This is a genomic window from Reyranella sp. GW821-FHT14A01 (genome assembly GCF_058803965.1).
Window position 1 is genome coordinate 174,687 of sequence record NZ_JBXAPM010000007.1, and the last position, 16,631, is coordinate 191,317.

Genomic DNA, 16,631 nt, shown 5'->3' on the forward strand with positions numbered 1-16,631 from the left:
GAGCCGGAAGAGGCGCTCTTCCGGGGTTTGCTCGGGGACTTCTTCTTCTGCGCCATGGCTGGCAGGCCTAACGCATCCCGCGATGTGCCACCATCACGCCGCTGGTCGCAGGGCTTCCTCCAGTTCGCGCCGCGTCGCCGCAGCACCCTCGCGCGCGGCATCGACGGCGGGCTGCGCCCAGTGTGCGGGATTGGGTGCTTCGTAGCTCACCCACCCCTCATAGCCCTTGGCGGCGAGCGCCTGGAACAGCTCGCTCCAACGCACCACGCCCTTGCCCGGCGCCAGACGATCGACCGGCGGCGCGGCATTGGGCGGCGCATCGGGCACGTCGCTGTACTGCACATAGAAAATCTCGGAACCCGGCACCTCCTCGAAGCCGCGGCCGGGACGGCCGCCGCGCTGCAGGTGATAGGCATCGAGCAGCAGGCCGACGCTCTTCTGCCCCGCCTTGGCGATCAGCTCGCGCAGGATTTCCAGGCGGCTCACGATCGGATGCTGGAACTGGTATTCGAGCGCCAGCCGCAGACCATGCCGCGCCACGATCTCGCCGGCGTGCCGGATGTTCGCCACGCCCTCTTCCATGGACGCGGTGCCCGTACCGATGCCGCTCATCACCGTCGCGCAATCGAGCGTCACCGCCCGCTCGCAGGCCTCTTCCAGCGAGGCGAACAGCCGCTCGCGATCGTCCTTCGCCGCAAAGGTCCAACCGTACTCGCAGCCAACGGCGCTCACCGGCAAGCCATTGGCTTTCACCCGACCCAGCACCTCGGTGTTCGACAGACCGCGCTCCTCGGCGCGCTTGAAGTCGACGCGCCGCAGCTCGACCGCATCGAAGCCGCCCTCCTTTGCCGCAGCAAGCGCTGCCTCGAACGGTGTCGTGTCGACGGTCCAGAGATGGAGCGCGATACCGCGGAACTTGTGATGCATCGGAGACTTCCTCATTCGTTCATTGCCGTGGCCTGCGAAGGCGATGCAGCCTCCGCCAAGTAAGGTACCTGACGCCAAGCTTACGCCAGATGATCGTTGCCGGCCTGCAGCGAGCGGCGCAGAATCAGGCATCTGCACCTGGAGGTCCAGATGAGTGTTTCCCGTCGCGCCACGCTCGCAGGCCTCGGCACTCTCGCCCTCACGCCGATGGCCCACGCCCAGATCCCGCCGCGCCCGACGCCGACCCTTGCCGAGGCGACGGCCATCGCCAAGGGGGCATGGATCTACGCCTATCCGATGATGGAGAACTACAACACGATGTACCTTCAGGCGGTGGACGCGACGTCGCCCGCCTATGTCGGCGGCTTCAACAAGTATCGCCACTATGCCGAGCCCTTCACGCCGGCAAACAAGGACATCGTCACGCCCAACAACGACACGCCCTATTCGTGGGCGTGGCTCGACCTGCGGGCCGAACCGATCGTGCTCACCGTGCCGACGGTTCCGAAGGACCGCTACTACGTCTGCCAGTGGTTCGACCTTTTCACCTACAACTTCGCCTATGTCGGCGTGCGCGCCACCGGCTTCGAGGGTGCGAGCTATCTGTTCGCTGGTCCCAGGTGGCAGGGTGAGACGCCGCACGGCATCAGGAAGGTCTTCCACGCCGAGACCGAGCTCGTCGGTACACTCACCCGCACCGCTCTCAACGGACCTGACGATGTCGCCAACGTGCGCGCCATCCAGGCCGGAATGAAGCTGCAGCCACTCTCCTCGTTCCTCGACCAGCAAGCACCGCCAGCGGCGCCCGTCATCGACTTCCCCGTTCCCGACAAGACCAAGCAAGCGTCCACCGACTTCATCGACTATCTGAATTTCCTGCTGCAGTTCGCCGTGCCACCGCATCCCGCGGATGTGGGCCTGCGCGAACGCTTCGCCCTGATCGGCGTCGCACCCGGCGGACGTTGGGATCCGCGGAATTTCGATCCGGCGCTGCTGGTCGCAATCGGCGAAGGCGTTCGCGAGGGCCAGCGGGAACTGCGACACAGGGTGGATGCCACCGCGAGTTCCAACGGCCTGTTCGGCCCGCGCAATCCACACCGGCCCAACTATCTCGAACGCGCGGTCGCCGCCAACCTGGGCCTCTACGGCAACTCACGCGAGGAAGCCTGGTACGGCGGCTATGTCGGCGTCGGCACGAGACGATCCACCATCCGCTTCGACAGCGGCAAGCTTCCGCCCGCCGACTTCTTCTGGTCGGTCACGCTCTACACCCTGCCCGAACGCCAGCTCTACGCCAACGCCATCGACCGCTATTCGATCGGCGATCGCACCAAGGGCGTAAAATACGGCGCCGACGGATCCCTCACGCTCACCGTCAGCCACGAACCGCCGGCCGAGCCCGACGCCCGGCCGAACTGGCTTCCCGCGCCGACCGGTCCCTACAGCTTGGTCGTCCGTGTCTACGGTCCCAAGCCGGAACTCCTGAACGGCTCCTGGAAACTGCCGCCGCTGCGGCCCGCGTAGCGATGGCCGTGTCGGGAGAACGCTCAGGACGGAATGATGTAGTTCAGGATCGCGATTTGTAGCGCGCATCGATCTGCTGGATCTCGATGCCGTGATCGAACTCGATGTGTCGATGAAGGCCAACGCCAATCACCTCGCCCGCCACGTCGGGCGTGATCGCGAGGACATGACGGCTGCGATGTGGCCCGGCAGCCAGCCCATGATGCAGATGACGGCGATCGTGCTGATCGCCGGCACGACGAGGACGATCCAGGCGAAAAGATCGAGACCCGACATGCCTCTCTCCCGAGGCCGGGCGCTGCCCGACTAGATGCGGTGATCCATGTCCAGCGCCGGCTCCGGCACGTCGACGCAACCGATGATGCGGGCGGGGACGCCGGCGGCGGTGCAGCCGGCCGGGACGGGATCGAGCACGACGCTGCCGGCCGCGATCTTGGCGCAGGCGCCGATCTCGATGTTGCCCAGCACCTTGGCACCGGCGCCCAGCAGAACGCCGCGCCGCACCTTCGGGTGGCGGTCGCCGCGTTCCTTGCCGGTGCCGCCCAGGGTCACGCCGTGCAGCATGGAGACGCCGTCTTCCACGACGGCGGTCTCGCCGATCACCACGCCGGTGCCGTGGTCGATGAAGATGCTCTTGCCGATCACCGCGCCGGGATGGATGTCGAGACCGAACAGCGCGCTCGACCGGCTCTGCAGGAAGTGGGCAAGCGTCCGCCGGCCCTGCAGCCAGAGCCAGTGCGCCGCACGATAGGTCTGCAGCGCGTGGTAGCCCTTGAACCAGAGCAACGGGTCGAGATGCGAGGTGCAGGCGGGGTCGCGGTCGGCGACCGCCATGATGTCGGCGCGGGCAGCGAGGCCGATCCCGGGATCCGATGCCAGCGCCTCCTCGAAGGTCTGGCGGATCAGGGCGGCGGGCACCTCGGTCGTGCCGACGAGCCGCGCCAGGTGATAGCTGAGGGCGCTTTCGAAGCGCGGCTGGCTCAGGATAGTCGCATGAAGCGTTCCCGCGAGCACGGGTTCGGCGGCGGCGGCCGACTGGGCGGCCTCGCGGATCCGGTCCCAGACCGGATCGACCGATCTCAAATGCTCGGCCGGGCTCTTGGCAACTGCGCTGTCCATGTGGCGCTCTCCTCCGCTCCGCTCTCGTCCCTGCGACGCCCGCGGGAGCGATCGACGCGCCTCCCTGTCGAGAGCCTACGCCGAGCGCCTCACGGAGGCAATTGAAGCGACCTAGCGGGCCGCTCGCGCTTCCAGTTCCTTGACCAGCGGCTCGACCTTGCCGCCATTGTTCTGGATGTAGGAATTGAAATCCGAACGTCTAGTCATGACCATGCTGACGCCCTCAACCTTCACGTCGGTGATGCGGTCGTTGCGGATTTCCCATTCCAGCTTGATCGGCTGGCCGCTGGTCTGGTTCAGGCGGCTGTCGACGATCGACACGCCGTTGGCACGCGGCGTCACCTTGCCGACGGTGAGGGTCTGGCCGGCATACTGGCCGAAACGGTCGGCATAGGCCTTGGCTTCCGCCGTGGCGACCGCCTTCATGAAGCGCGTACGCTCGTCTTCGGTCGCGGTATTCCAGTGGGTACCGAGCGCCGACCGCGCCATCGCGGGCATGTCGAAGCTGGTGTTGAGGACGCCCAGGATCGCGGCCTGCCGATCGGCCCCGGTCTTGTTCTTCACGATCTCGATGACCTGCTGCGCCGTCCCCTGCACGAGCTGCGCAGGATCGGCGGCGGCGGCCGGGAGGGCGGCAAGGATTGCGGTAGCGGCGGCAAGCTGCAGGACGACACGACGAGAGGCGAGCATCGACACCATGCGCTCCTTTGCAAGGATTGTGGGAGGGGTTTCTAGCCCAGTCGCCGGATCAACGCACCCTTTGCCGGGTGCGTTGCCCTAGCGCACCAGCGCCAGGCTGTCGCGGCGCTCCAGCTCGCTGCGCGTGTCGGTCTTCTCGCGCTTCTGGCGGATCAGGTCGGCGCGATTCTGGGTGTAGGCCGAGCGCAGCGCGGCGTAGTAGTCGACGCTGTTCTTTTCCAGGTCGTCGAGCGCGAAGATGGTGCGCGAGCGGTAGTCTACGGCGTTCAGGCCGTAGCGGGCGAACTGGTAATAATCCCAGTCGACGGCCAGGTTGAACGTCAGGATGCGGAACGGATCGACCAGGTAATCCATCATCAGGCCGGTGCCGTCGCGGGCATTGGACGGGCCGATGCCCGGCAGCATGAGATAGAAGCCGCCATTCTCCGGCTCGACGCCGGCCCACAGGCCGATCGTCTTGCCGAAATCCTCCTTGGTGCGCTCAAGGCCGAGGCTGGTCGCCACGTCGAAGATGCCGGCGACGCCGATGGTCGAATTCACGAGGAAGCGGGCCATGGTCGTCGCGGCGCGGTTCGGATCGCCCTGGAAGACCTCGTTGATGGCCGTCACCGGCTCACCGAGATTGTCGAGCAGGTTCCGCACGCCGGTCTGCGCCCGGTCGGGCAGCAGGTCGCGGTACATCACGGCCAGGGGCCGCAGCGCGATGATGTCGACGACGCGGTTGACCGAGAAGATGAAGCGGTTCGGGGTTTCCAGCGGATCCCAGACCTCGGCGGCCCCGGTATCGCCGGAGGCGCATCCCCCGACCATCGATCCGGCCAGGGCGACCGCGAGAATCCAGCGGTGGAAGAGTGCAGCAACGGCTTTCGTCACACCGAACATCAACGCCGACCTCGGATCCATCCCGCTGACCCAGGGACGCCGGGCCAAAAAAGCGTGACGCGACGTTCATTCGTCGCATTGGGGCCGGAGTGTTGCACACCGAAGCTGCAGATTGAAGTGATTAGGGGCAGAACGCCCACCGCTCGTGATTTCTTGTGTTTCGAGTGTTTCAGCGGCCACAAATTTCATCCCCCCGACCGGGTATTGCATACATAAAGATATGCTTATATCATTCTTCTCATGGAACGTCTTCTCACCCTCCTGCGGGCTGCCGCCGAGGACACCAGGCTGCGGATTCTTGCCTTGGCCGCGCGCGAGGACCTGACCGTCAGCGATTATGTGAACGTGCTGGGGCAGAGCCAGCCGCGGGTGTCCCGGCACCTGAAATTGCTGGTCGAAGCCGGCCTGCTGGAGCGGTTCCGCGAGGCCCAGTTCACCCGGTTCCGCCTGACCAACGGCGGCGAGGATGCCGCTTTGGTGCGCGAGTTCGTGCGCCGTCTCGATCCCAAGCATCCGCGCATCGCCACCGACCGCGCCCGGCTCGACGCCGTCCAGCAGCGCCGCCAGACCGCCGCCGCCCGCTTCTTCCGCGACAATGCCCAGCGCTGGGACGAGTTGCGCGCCCTGCACGTGGCCGACCGCGAGATCGAGCGGGCGCTGGTCCATCACCTGCCGATCGGCGCCCGCCGCCTGCTCGACATCGGCACCGGCACCGGCCGGCTGCTCGAAGTCCTGGCGCCCAAGGTCGAGCAGGCGATCGGCGTCGACCAGAGCCGCGAGATGCTGGCGCTGGCGCGCGCCAACCTCGCCCGCGCCGGCATCGACAATGCCGACATCCGCCAGGGCGACATGTATGCCCTGCCCTTCGAGTCCGACTGGTTCGACGTCGTCACCATCCACCACGTGCTGCACTACGCCGACGATCCGGCCGCGGCGCTGGCCGAGGCGGCGCGCGTCGTGAAGCCCGGCGGCTCGGTGCTGGTCGTCGACTTCTCGCCGCACGATCTGGTCGAGCTGAAGCGCGAGCATGCGCATGTCCATCTGGGCTTCGCCGACAACCAGGTGCAGGGCTGGCTGCGCAGCGCCGGCCTCAACCCACTGGAGCCCATCCACTTTCCCGGCCGCCGCCTGATGACGGGCATCTGGCGCGGCGAGCGCGAGCTCGCGGCCGTCGCCGCCGCGCGGCCCGCCCCTGTTTCTTCCCTTGGAGTTTCACGATGAGCCCCGACACCGGTCCGATCGGTAACCCGATGAGTACGACCGCGACTGAGTTCCCCGCGCGCGCGCCGCAGCGTCTCGCCGTGTCGTTCGAGTTCTCGCCGCCCAGGACCGACGCCGCGGAGAACACGCTGTGGGAGACGGTGAAGCGCCTGACGCCGCTCCATCCCTCCTTCTTCTCGGTGACCTACGGTGCCGGCGGCTCGACGCGCCAGCGCACCCACGACACGGTGGCGCGCCTCAAGAGCGAGACCGGCATCGACGCCGCCGCGCACCTGACCTGCGTCGCCGCCACCCAGGGCGAGATCGACGATATCGCGCGCGCCTACTGGGATGCCGGCATCCGCCACATCGTGGCCCTGCGCGGCGATCCGCCGGGCGGCATGGGCGGTGCGTACACGCCGCATCCCGGCGGCTACGCCAATGCCGCCGCACTGGTGACCGGCCTGAAGAAGATCGGCGACTTCCAGATCAGCGTCGCGGGGTACCCTGAGAAGCACCCGGCTTCGGCCGACGAGAAGGCCGACCTCGACAACCTGAAGGCCAAGGTCGATGCCGGCGCCGACCGCTGCATCACGCAATTCTTCTTCGAGGCCGAGGATTTCCTGCGCTTCCGCGACCGTGCGGCGGCGGCCGGCATCAACGTGCCGATCGTGCCCGGCATCATGCCGGTGTCCAACTTCTCGGCCGTGAATCGCATCGCCGGCCTGTGCGGCTCCAAGGTGCCGCCGTGGTTCTGCAACATGTTCGCAGGACTCGACGACGATCTCGAGACGCGCCGCATGATCGCGGCCACCGTCGCCGGCGACCTCTGCCGCCGCCTGCACGACGAGGGCGTGGAGCAGTTCCACTTCTATACGCTGAACCGCGCCGATCTCACCTTTGCGATCTGCCACCTGCTGGGAGTGCGCCCGCAATGACACGCCAGGAAAAGGCCGAGCAGCTCCGCGAGATCGGCTCGGAGCGCATCCTGATCAAGGACGGGCCCTACGGCTCGATGATCCAGAGCTACAAGCTCGACGAGGAAGGCTTCCGCGGCGGCCGTTCGTTCAACCATGACCAGAAGGGCAACAACGACCTTCTGAACCTGACGCGCCCCGACGTGGTGGGCGAGATCTGCAACGCCTATCTCGACGCCGGCGCCGACATCGTGGCGACCAACACGTTCAATTCGAACTCGATCAGCCTGTCCGACTACGGCATCACCGGCATGGCACGCGAGATCAACATCGCCGCGGCAAAGCTGACGCGCGCCTGCGCCGATGCCGCCACGGCGCGTGATCCGTCCAAGCCGCGCTTCGTGGCGGGCGCCCTGGGGCCGACCAACAAGACGCTGTCGGTGTCGCCCAAGGTCAGCGATCCCGGCTTCCGCGCCGTCACCTTCGACGAGGTGAAGGACATGTATCGCGAGCAGATCGACGGCCTGCTCGACGGCGGCGTCGACTTCATCCTGGTCGAGACGGTGTTCGACACGCTGAACGCCAAGGCAGCCCTCGTCGCGGCCGACGAGGCGGGCGAGGCGCGCGGCGAGGTCCTGCCCGTAATGGTCTCCATGACGCTAACCGACTTGGCCGGCCGCAACTTGTCGGGCCAGACGGTCGAGGCCTTCTGGCATTCGGTGCGGCATGCCAAGCCGATCACCATGGGCCTCAATTGCAGCTTCGGCGCCACCGAGCTTCACCCCTACGTGCAGGCGCTGAACCCGCAGGTCGACAGCATGCTCTGCGTCTATCCCAATGCCGGGCTGCCCAACGAGCTCGGCGCCTACGACGAGCCGCCGGAGATGACCGGCAAGCTGGTCCAGGGCTGGGCCAAGAACGGCTGGATCAACGTTGTCGGCGGCTGCTGCGGCACGACGCCGGGCCACATCAAGGCGATCGCCGAGGCGGTCAAAGGCATCAAGCCGCGCACGTGGCATGTGCTACCACCCGCCCTGCGTCTCAGCGGCATGGAACCGGCGAGCTTCTTTTAAATGTCCCAGGATATCGACAACGACAACAAGCCCGCGCCGCGCGCGATGTTCATCAACATCGGCGAGCGCACCAACGTCACCGGCTCGGCCCGCTTCAAGAAGCTGATCATCGAGGGCGACTACACCGCCGCCATCGAGGTCGCGCGCCAGCAGGTCGACAGCGGCGCGCAGATCATCGACATCAACATGGACGAAGGCCTGCTCGACGCCGAGCTGGCGATGGACACGTTCCTGAAGCTGATCGCGTCCGAGCCCGACATCGCGCGCGTGCCGATCATGATCGACAGTTCCAAGTGGAGCGTGATCGAGGCCGGCCTGAAATGCGTCGCCGGCAAGCCGATCGTCAACTCGATCTCCATGAAGGAAGGCGTCGGGCCCTTCATCGCCCATGCCCGCAAGGTCCGCCGCTACGGCGCCGCGGTCGTCGTCATGGCCTTCGACGAGAAGGGCCAGGCCGACACCAAGGAGCGCAAGGTCGAGATCTGCGCCCGCGCCTACGACATCCTGGTGAACCAGGTCGGCTTCCCGGCCGAGGACATCATCTTCGATCCCAACGTGTTCGCGGTGGCGACCGGCATCGAGGAGCACAACAATTACGGCGTCGACTTCATCGAGGCAACGCGCGAGATCAAGCAGCGCTGCCCCGCCGCCAAGATCTCCGGCGGCGTCTCCAACCTCTCCTTCGCCTTCCGCGGCAACGAGCCGGTGCGCAAGGCGATGCACTCGGTGTTCCTCTACTATGCCATCCAGGCGGGCATGGACATGGGCATCGTCAATGCGGGCCAGCTCGAGGTCTACGACCAGATCCCGCAGGAGCTGCGAGACGCCTGCGAGGACGTGATCCTCAATCGCCGTCCCGATGCCACCGACCGGCTGCTCGAGCTGGCGCCGAAGTACAAGGGCACCGGCGCGGAAGCGGCGGATCCCAAGGATGCCGAATGGCGGAGCTGGCCGGTCGAGAAGCGGCTGGAGCATGCGCTGGTCAAGGGCATGGACCAGTTCGTCGTTGCCGACACCGAGGAAGCGCGCCTGGCGATCGCGCGGCCGATCGAGGTGATCGAAGGTCCGCTGATGGCCGGCATGAACGTGGTCGGCGATCTGTTCGGCGCCGGCAAGATGTTCCTGCCGCAGGTGGTGAAGAGCGCGCGCGTCATGAAGAAGGCAGTGGCGCACCTGCTGCCCTACATCGAGGCGCAGAAGACCGAGGGCTCGCGCTCCAAGGGCAAGATCGTCATGGCGACGGTCAAGGGCGACGTCCACGACATCGGCAAGAACATCGTGGGCGTGGTCCTGCAGTGCAACAACTTCGAGGTCATCGACCTCGGCGTCATGGTGCCGTTCCAGGACATCCTGAAGAGCGCTAACGACAACAAGGCCGACATCATCGGCCTCTCCGGCCTGATCACGCCCTCGCTCGACGAGATGGTGACCGTGGCCGAGGAGATGGCGCGCCAGGGGATGAACCTGCCGCTGCTGATCGGCGGTGCCACGACCTCCAAGGTCCACACCGCGCTGCGCATCGCGCCGCGTTACGCCGGCCCGACCGTGCACGTGCTCGACGCGTCGCGCGCCGTCGGTGTCTGCTCGGCGCTGGTCTCGGAGTCGGGCAAGCAGGCCGAGGAGTTCGCCAGCAAGGTCGCCGCCGAATACGAGGCGATCAGAATCGAACGCGCGGGCGGCTCCAAGGAAAAGGTGATTCCGCTCGAAGCCGCGCGCGCCAACGACTTCAAGATCGACTGGTCGGGCTACACGGCGCCGAAGCCGGCGCTCAGCGGCACGCGCGTGTTCGCCGAATATCCGCTGCACGAGCTGGTCGAGCGCATCGACTGGACGCCGTTCTTCCGCGCCTGGGAGCTGGCCGGCAACTATCCGGCGATCCTCGAGGATCCGGTGGTCGGCGAGAGCGCCCGCAAGCTCTACGCCGATGCGCGCAAGATGCTCGACCATGTCGTGCGCGAGAAGTGGTTGACGGCCAAGGGCGTGGTCGCCTTCTGGCCGTGCCGCCGCGACGGCGACGATGTCGTGATCTACAGCGACGAGACGCGCACCAAGGAGATCTCGCGCCTCTATTTCCTGCGTCAACAGATCGAGAAGCGCGCACCGCGGGCCAACATGTGCTTGGCCGACTTCATCTCGCCCGAGGCCGACTGGATCGGCGGCTTCGCCGTCACCGCCGGCCACGGCATCGAGGAGCATCTCGCCCGCTTCAAGGCCGACCACGACGATTACTCGGACATCCTGCTGAAGGCGCTGGCCGACCGTCTGGCCGAGGCTTTCGCCGAGCGCCTGCACGAGCGTGTGCGCAAGACGCTGTGGGGCTACGCGCCCGAGGAGGCGCTCTCCAACGAGGAGCTGGTGCGCGAGAAGTATCGCGGCATCCGCCCGGCGCCGGGCTATCCCGCCTGCCCCGACCACAGCCAGAAGCCCGAACTGTTCCGGCTGCTGAACGCGGGCCAGAACGCCGGCATCCAGCTCACCGAGAGCTTCGCGATGATCCCGACCTCGGCGGTCTCCGGCTATTACTTCGCCCATCCCGACGCGCAGTATTTCGGCGTCGCCCGCATCGGCAAGGACCAAGTTGAAGACTATGCCGCGCGGCGTGGTGTTTCGATTGAGCAGGCCGAACGCTGGCTGCGGCCGAACATCGGCTACTGATCCGGTCCCGATCTGCGCCCTAGTGCTCGTCGGCCCTGAAGGCGGCCGGCGACCACGTTTGACCAATTGTCAGGCAATCGTGCGTCGAGTGCACGCTTCGTAAACGCAATCGCCTGCGGGACGATCGTCGATTCTCTGCAACCTCTGCGATTCTGCACGTGGCACGAGAACTGCAGAGTGTATGTCGACTTCATCGCGGAACAAGGGTGTCCAGATGGCGATCGATCATAAGCAGATGTTGGCCAACACACTGGCGGCGCGCTTCGGTCGCCGCCGCATGCTCCAGGGCGCGGGCGCAACCGCCGCGGCAGCAGGTCTTCCCGCCGTTGCGCGCGCTGCGGGTGGCGGGCACATCAGGCTCGCCTGGATCGACTTCGTCGACACGCTCGACCCGCACTTCACCAGCTATCTGGGTGCCATCAAGATCCACAACAACATCTACAACGGCCTGCTGAAGGTCGAGTACGACGGCGAGAAGGTGTCGTTCGTGCCCGACCTCGCGGAGTCGTGGACCCTGCTCGACGACAAGACCCACCTGTTCAAGCTGCGCAAGGGCGTCAAGTTCCACGATGGCGAGATCTGCGACGCCGAGGCGGTGAAATGGAGCGTCGAGCGTGTCTGGCGCGGCACGCCCAAGTCGCCGCATGCCTGGAAGTACGACTATCTCGAGAGCGTCGAGGTCATCGACCCTCTGACCGTGAAGCTCAACTTCAAGAATCCCTATGCCTTCCTGCCGGTGGCGCTGACCGGCAGCACGGGCCGCGCCGGCACGATCGTGCCGCGCAAGGCTGTCGAGAAGTACGGCAAGGACTTCGGCCGCAATCCGGTGGGCACCGGGCCGTTCAAGTTCGTGAGCTGGAAGGAAAACGATTCGATCGTGCTCGAGAAGAACCCCGACTATTTCGAGCCGGGCCTGCCCAAGCTCGACCGGGCCACCTACCTCATCATGAAGGAGGCATCGAGCGCCGTGGCGGCGATGCTGGCCGGCCGCGTCGACGCCATGGGCAACAGCCCGCTGCAGTTCATCAGCCAGCTCAAGGCGAACCAGAACCTGACGGTCTACGGCGAGATCGAAGGCAACTACTCGCTGATGGCCATGAACTGCCGCCGCGCCCCGTTCGACGACATGAACGTGCGCCGTGCGGTCGGCTTCGCGATCGACCGCGAGGCGTTGATCAAGCAGGCGTTCTTCGGCATCGGCATTCCGGCCTACACGCCGATTTCCCCGCCCATGACCGGCTTCTTCGACAAGAACATCGCCAAGAGCGGCCGCGGCCAGTTCTTCGATCTGGAAAAGGCCAAGGCGTTCCGCGCCAAGGCGAAGACGCAGGGTCCGATCGAGGCCGTCATCCTGACGTCCGAGCAGGGCCAGTACGGCACGCGCGTGGCGCAGACCATCGTGCCGATGCTGGACAAGGTCGGCATCAAGGCCAAGCTCGAGCTGGTCGAACGCGCGGCCTGGATCAGCCGCCGCAATGCCGGCGAATTCGACATGCTGGACATGACTTGGACGGCCGACCTCGATCCCGACGAGACGATCTTTCCCGAATGGCATTCGGGCAACGCGTGGAATTTCTCGGCCTGGTCGAGTCCCGCGTTCGACAAGCTGGTCGAGCAGGCGCAGGTCGTCCTCGACGTGAAGACCCGGCGCGACCTCTACGTCAAGGCCGAGGACATCCTCATGGACGAGGCGCCGATGGCGATCCTGACGCACATGCCGGAGTTCAAGATCCTCAGCAAGAAGGTCAAGGGCTTCAAATACATCCCCGTCGACAGCCTGGATCTGCACACCGTGAGCCTCTGATGCTGCGCTGGACGCTGGCGAAGGTCCTGCAGACCGCCGCCGTCCTGCTGATCGTTTCGGCCGCCAGCTTCAGCCTGCTGAAACTGGCGCCGGGCGACCCGGTCGAGCTGATGCTCGGCGACGACTATTCGAAGGAATCGCACCAGTCGCTGATGGTCCAGCTCGGCCTCGACCGGCCTCTGCCAGAGCAATATGTCAACTGGCTCGGACGATTCGTCAGAGGCGATTGGGGGACGTCCTTCGTAAGCCGGACGCCGATCTTCCAATATGCCTTCGTCGAGGCCCTCCCCGTCACGCTCACCCTGTCGGCGGCGGCGCTGGGCCTTGCCCTCCTGATCGGCGTCCCGCTCGGCGTCCTCTCGGCTGTCCGCAAGGACTCCGCCTGGGATGCCGCGGCGGCAGCCTTCTCGCTGACCGGATCGGCGTTCCCCAGCTTCTATCTCGGCATCCTGCTGATCTGGATCTTCGGCGTCGCCTTCGGTCTGTTTCCCACCATGGGTTTCGTCGCGCCCTGGCAGGACTTCTGGGGCGGCGCCTATCATCTCGTGCTGCCGGCCATCACGCTCAGCACGCCCTTCATGGCGCTGATCGTGCGCATCACCCGCGCCAATCTCGTCGAGGTGCTGGAGCAACCCTACATCGCCGCCGCCCGGGCGCGAGGCGAGCCGGCCTGGCGCATCACCTGGGTCCACGGCATGCGCAACGTGCTGATGCCGCTGGCCACCATCGTCGGGCTCCAGCTCGGCGCGCTGCTGCACGGCGCCGTCCTGACCGAGACGGTATTCTCGCTGCCCGGTGTCGGACGCATGATCACCGATGCCGTGCTGAACCGCGAATACATGGTGGTACAGGCCGGCGTGATGATGACCGGTTGCCTGGTCATCTTCACCAACCTCGCGGTCGATCTCTCCTACCCCATCCTCGATCCGCGCCTGAGGCCGCGCTGACATGGCCGTCCGCGATCTCTCCGGGGCGGATCGCGGCGTGCGCCTGCGCGCGCCGGGGCTGCTGCGCTTCCTCGCCCGCCAGCTCGATGTGCGGCCCTTCTTCGTCATCGGCACGGCGGTTTCCCTGGCATTCCTGTTCGCCGCGATCTTCGCGCCGTGGGTGGCGCCCTATGCGCCGAACTTCCAGGATCCCGACGCCCTGATGGCGCCGCCGAGTGCCGCCCATTGGTGCGGCACCGATTCCTTCGGCCAGGATCTGCTGTCGCGTGTCATTTTCGGCACCCGCTATGTGTTCCTGATCGGATTCTCCTCGGTCATCATCGGTGCCCTGGGCGGCCTCGCGATCGGCCTCGCCGCCGGCTTGACGCACGGCGCCGTCGAGTGGGGCCTGATGCGGTTCGTCGACGCGATCCTGGCCCTGCCGTCGCTGATCATGGCGATCGCCTTCATCTCCATCCTCGGGCCGGGCATCGACAAGGTCATCTACGCCGTCGGCTTCGCCATGATCGGCCCCTTTGCCCGTACGGTGCGGGCCGATGTCCTCCAGGTCAGGGCCCAGGCCTTCGTCGAGGCGGCGGGGCTGATGGGGGTGGACCGGCTGCGCATCATCTGGCGCCACATCCTGCCGAACGTGATCTTTCCCCTCGCCGTCCAGGCGACGATCCGGATCGCCGAAGCGATTCTCGTTTCCTCGGCCTTGTCCTTTCTCGGCCTGGGCGTGGTGCCGCCGGCGCCCGACTGGGGGTTGATGATCTCCGAAGGCCGCGCCTTCATCAGCATCGTGCCATGGATCTCCGGCGTGCCGGGCGCCGCCCTGGCCCTCCTGCTGATCTCCCTCAGCATCGTCGGCGACGGCGTCCGCGAGCAGTTCGACCCCAAGCTGCGGGCAAACCGGTAGGCCCGGGACATGATCCAGCAATCCTTGCGACAAATGAACGTCCTGCCCTTGACGCGCCCCCGCGCCCCCCTGCTGTCCCTCGCCGACATCTCGCTCGCCCGCAACGGACATTCGGTGCTCGATCGCGTCAGCTTCGACCTCGGCCGCGGCGAGACACTGGGCCTGGTCGGCGAATCCGGCGCGGGCAAATCCACGATCGCGCTGGTCGCGATGGGTCTGCTTCGTCCCCCGGCGGTGACGCTCGAGGGGCGCATGCAATTCGCCGAGCACGAGAACCTGCTCGCCGAGCCGGAGGCCGGGTGGGCTGCGCTCCGCGGCCGGCGGATCGCCATGATCTTCCAGGATCCGGCATCGGCCCTGAACCCCTGCTTCACCGTCGGCCGCCAGCTCGGGGACCCGCTTCGCCGCCTGCTCGGTTTCGATCGCGCGGCGACCCGGCGGCGCTCGATCGAGCTGCTGGAGAGCGCGGGTCTCAACGATGCCGAGGCCAGGCTCGCCGCCTTCCCGCACGAGCTTTCCGGCGGCATGCAGCAGCGGGTGATGATCGCCATCGCGCTGGCCTGCAATCCCGAGCTGCTGCTCGCCGATGAGCCGACCAGTGCCCTCGACGTCACCATCCAGGCGCAGATCATGCAACTCATCCTGAGCCAGGTCCGCGCGCGCAACGCGAGCTGCATCTTCGTCCTGCACGACCTGGCACTCGCCTCGCAGGTATGCGATCGCATCGTCGTGCTCTATGCCGGCCAGGTGGTCGAGGCCGGACCGGCCGAAAGCGTCCTGCGGCACTCGCTGCACCCCTATACCAATGCGCTCAAGTCCTGCGTGATCGAACTCGACACCGAGACGCTGACGCCGCCGGAAGGCGGCCTGCCGGCGATCGGGGCCATGCCGGCGGGCTGCCGGTTCGCACCGCGCTGCTCGCGCGCCACCGCCCTGTGCGCCAGCCAGACCCCGCCGCTTCGTTCGATTGAGGGCCGCGACATCGCTTGCTGGCATCCGGGATGAGCGACACTGCGCCGATCTTCCGGCTGCTCGACGTCGAGAAGGTCTACCAGATCGATCGCGGCGGCTGGTCGCGTCTCGGCCGGCGCCCGCCGCGGCGGCTGGCCGCCCTCGATGGAATCCGGCTCACGGTACGGGCGGGCGACAGCGTCGCTCTGGTCGGCGAGAGCGGGTCGGGCAAGTCGACCCTGCTGCGCGTCCTGCTCGGATTGACGGAGAGCAGCGACGGTCGTGCGCTCTATCGCGGCGACGACATCGAGACCCTGACGGCCGACAAGCGGCGCTCGTTCCAGCGCGACGTCGCCATGATCTACCAGGATGCGCGCGCCTCGCTCAATCCGCGGCTCAAGGCGCTCGACCTGATCGGCGAGCCCATCCGCCAGCACGCGCTCTGCCCGGAGTCAGGCCTGCGCGATCGCGTCGCCGCTCTGCTTGCCCGTGTCGGCATGCCGGCCGACACGGCCGACCGCTATCCAAGCCAGTTGTCGGGCGGCCAGGTGCGGCGCGTCGCGATCGCCCGCGCCCTTGCCTCGGAGCCCAAGGTCATCGTGGCCGACGAGGCGGTCTCGGGCCTCGACGTGTCGACCCAGGCACAACTCCTCAACCTCCTGCGCGGCCTGCAGCAGGAGATGGGGCTGACGCTGATGTTCATCACCCATGACCTGGCCGTGGCGAGCTATCTCTGCCGCCGGATTGCGGTGATGTATCTCGGCCGGATCGTCGAGACCGGCCCGACGAAGGAGGTGCTGCGGCACCCGCTGCACCCCTACACGAGGGCGCTCCTCAACGCCTCTCCCCGCTTCTTCGAGCCGATTGCCGAGACATTGCCGGGCGAGATTCCGAGCCCGATCGACCTGCCGCCGGGCTGCCGGTTCGCCGGCCGCTGTCCCCGGGCGGCACAGGACTGCCGCACGCACGAACCACCGCTCGCCACGACGCGCACCAACCGCGAAGTCGCCTGCCTCCACCCGCTGATCGATTGAC

13 protein-coding genes and 1 pseudogene are annotated in these 16,631 nt (G+C 66.8%); 10 read left to right on the forward strand and 4 right to left on the reverse strand.

Annotated elements, in window-relative coordinates; all coding sequences use genetic code 11:
• Positions 1–93: 93 nt before the first annotated feature.
• Positions 94–927, reverse strand: a complete 834-nt coding sequence (locus AC1ROX_RS14010; RefSeq protein ID WP_493126525.1) for a sugar phosphate isomerase/epimerase family protein — start codon at positions 925–927, stop codon at positions 94–96.
• Between the two features lie 150 nt (positions 928–1,077).
• Here AC1ROX_RS14010 and AC1ROX_RS14015 point away from each other — a divergent pair, with 150 nt between their 5' ends.
• Positions 1,078–2,451, forward strand: a complete 1,374-nt coding sequence (locus tag AC1ROX_RS14015) for a DUF1254 domain-containing protein (RefSeq protein WP_493126527.1) — start codon at positions 1,078–1,080, stop codon at positions 2,449–2,451.
• A gap of 91 nt (positions 2,452–2,542) precedes the next feature.
• Positions 2,543–2,761 carry a hypothetical protein gene (locus AC1ROX_RS14020; RefSeq protein ID WP_493126529.1) on the forward strand — a complete coding sequence of 73 codons (219 nt, stop codon included), beginning with the start codon at positions 2,543–2,545 and terminating at the stop codon, positions 2,759–2,761.
• On the opposite strand, the gene cysE is transcribed toward AC1ROX_RS14020, so the two are convergent.
• The 3 genes from cysE to AC1ROX_RS14035 all read right to left on the reverse strand — a co-directional run bounded on the left by cysE (position 2,758) and on the right by AC1ROX_RS14035 (position 5,142).
• The gene (gene cysE / locus AC1ROX_RS14025; RefSeq protein WP_493126531.1) at positions 2,758–3,570 is read right to left on the reverse strand and encodes a serine O-acetyltransferase; all 813 of its coding nucleotides are present in this window, start codon (positions 3,568–3,570) and stop codon (positions 2,758–2,760) included. The two genes, AC1ROX_RS14020 and cysE, sit on opposite strands and share 4 nt — an antisense overlap.
• Positions 3,571–3,681: 111 nt before the next feature.
• Positions 3,682–4,260 carry an MlaC/ttg2D family ABC transporter substrate-binding protein gene (locus AC1ROX_RS14030; protein ID WP_493126533.1) on the reverse strand — a complete coding sequence of 193 codons (579 nt, stop codon included), beginning with the start codon at positions 4,258–4,260 and terminating at the stop codon, positions 3,682–3,684.
• 87 nt (positions 4,261–4,347) lie between these two features.
• Positions 4,348–5,142, reverse strand: a complete 795-nt coding sequence (locus tag AC1ROX_RS14035) for an MlaA family lipoprotein (RefSeq protein ID WP_493126535.1) — start codon at positions 5,140–5,142, stop codon at positions 4,348–4,350.
• 249 nt (positions 5,143–5,391) lie between these two features.
• Here AC1ROX_RS14035 and AC1ROX_RS14040 point away from each other — a divergent pair, with 249 nt between their 5' ends.
• The 8 genes and pseudogenes from AC1ROX_RS14040 to AC1ROX_RS14075 all read left to right on the forward strand — a co-directional run bounded on the left by AC1ROX_RS14040 (position 5,392) and on the right by AC1ROX_RS14075 (position 16,630).
• On the forward strand, positions 5,392–6,372 hold the full coding sequence (locus tag AC1ROX_RS14040) for an ArsR/SmtB family transcription factor (protein ID WP_493126537.1): 981 nt from the start codon (positions 5,392–5,394) through the stop codon (positions 6,370–6,372).
• Between the two features lie 29 nt (positions 6,373–6,401).
• Positions 6,402–7,289 (forward strand): methylenetetrahydrofolate reductase [NAD(P)H], encoded by an 888-nt coding sequence (gene metF, locus AC1ROX_RS14045; protein ID WP_493126735.1) that lies wholly within the window; start codon positions 6,402–6,404, stop codon positions 7,287–7,289.
• Positions 7,286–10,996, forward strand: a pseudogene (gene metH / locus AC1ROX_RS14050) (methionine synthase). Before metF ends, metH begins: the two are co-directional and overlap by 4 nt.
• 214 nt (positions 10,997–11,210) lie before the next feature.
• Positions 11,211–12,800 carry an ABC transporter substrate-binding protein gene (locus tag AC1ROX_RS14055; RefSeq protein ID WP_493126539.1) on the forward strand — a complete coding sequence of 530 codons (1,590 nt, stop codon included), beginning with the start codon at positions 11,211–11,213 and terminating at the stop codon, positions 12,798–12,800.
• Positions 12,800–13,747: an ABC transporter permease gene (locus tag AC1ROX_RS14060; RefSeq protein ID WP_493126541.1), complete on the forward strand. Its 948-nt coding sequence runs from the start codon at positions 12,800–12,802 to the stop codon at positions 13,745–13,747. Before AC1ROX_RS14055 ends, AC1ROX_RS14060 begins: the two co-directional genes overlap by 1 nt.
• 1 nt (position 13,748) lies before the next feature.
• Entirely contained in the window at positions 13,749–14,645 is an 897-nt protein-coding gene (locus AC1ROX_RS14065) for an ABC transporter permease (protein WP_493126543.1), read from the forward strand.
• Positions 14,646–14,678: 33 nt separating this feature from the next.
• The gene (locus tag AC1ROX_RS14070) at positions 14,679–15,650 is read left to right on the forward strand and encodes an ABC transporter ATP-binding protein (RefSeq protein WP_493126545.1); all 972 of its coding nucleotides are present in this window, start codon (positions 14,679–14,681) and stop codon (positions 15,648–15,650) included.
• Positions 15,647–16,630 (forward strand): ABC transporter ATP-binding protein, encoded by a 984-nt coding sequence (locus AC1ROX_RS14075; RefSeq protein ID WP_493126547.1) that lies wholly within the window; start codon positions 15,647–15,649, stop codon positions 16,628–16,630. Before AC1ROX_RS14070 ends, AC1ROX_RS14075 begins: the two co-directional genes overlap by 4 nt.
• Position 16,631 lies beyond the last annotated feature (1 nt).

Bases quoted from the DNA above. Each gene is read 5' to 3' on its own strand.
- AC1ROX_RS14010 (WP_493126525.1), bottom strand. From the start codon at position 927: ATGCATCACAAGTTCCGCGGTATCGCGCTCCATCTCTGGACCGTCGAC.
- AC1ROX_RS14015 (WP_493126527.1), top strand. From the start codon at position 1,078: ATGAGTGTTTCCCGTCGCGCCACGCTCGCAGGCCTCGGCACTCTCGCC.
- cysE (WP_493126531.1), bottom strand. From the start codon at position 3,570: ATGGACAGCGCAGTTGCCAAGAGCCCGGCCGAGCATTTGAGATCGGTC.
- AC1ROX_RS14030 (WP_493126533.1), bottom strand. From the start codon at position 4,260: ATGCTCGCCTCTCGTCGTGTCGTCCTGCAGCTTGCCGCCGCTACCGCA.
- AC1ROX_RS14040 (WP_493126537.1), top strand. From the start codon at position 5,392: ATGGAACGTCTTCTCACCCTCCTGCGGGCTGCCGCCGAGGACACCAGG.
- metF (WP_493126735.1), top strand. From the start codon at position 6,402: ATGAGTACGACCGCGACTGAGTTCCCCGCGCGCGCGCCGCAGCGTCTC.
- AC1ROX_RS14055 (WP_493126539.1), top strand. From the start codon at position 11,211: ATGGCGATCGATCATAAGCAGATGTTGGCCAACACACTGGCGGCGCGC.
- AC1ROX_RS14060 (WP_493126541.1), top strand. From the start codon at position 12,800: ATGCTGCGCTGGACGCTGGCGAAGGTCCTGCAGACCGCCGCCGTCCTG.
- AC1ROX_RS14065 (WP_493126543.1), top strand. From the start codon at position 13,749: ATGGCCGTCCGCGATCTCTCCGGGGCGGATCGCGGCGTGCGCCTGCGC.
- AC1ROX_RS14070 (WP_493126545.1), top strand. From the start codon at position 14,679: ATGAACGTCCTGCCCTTGACGCGCCCCCGCGCCCCCCTGCTGTCCCTC.
- AC1ROX_RS14075 (WP_493126547.1), top strand. From the start codon at position 15,647: ATGAGCGACACTGCGCCGATCTTCCGGCTGCTCGACGTCGAGAAGGTC.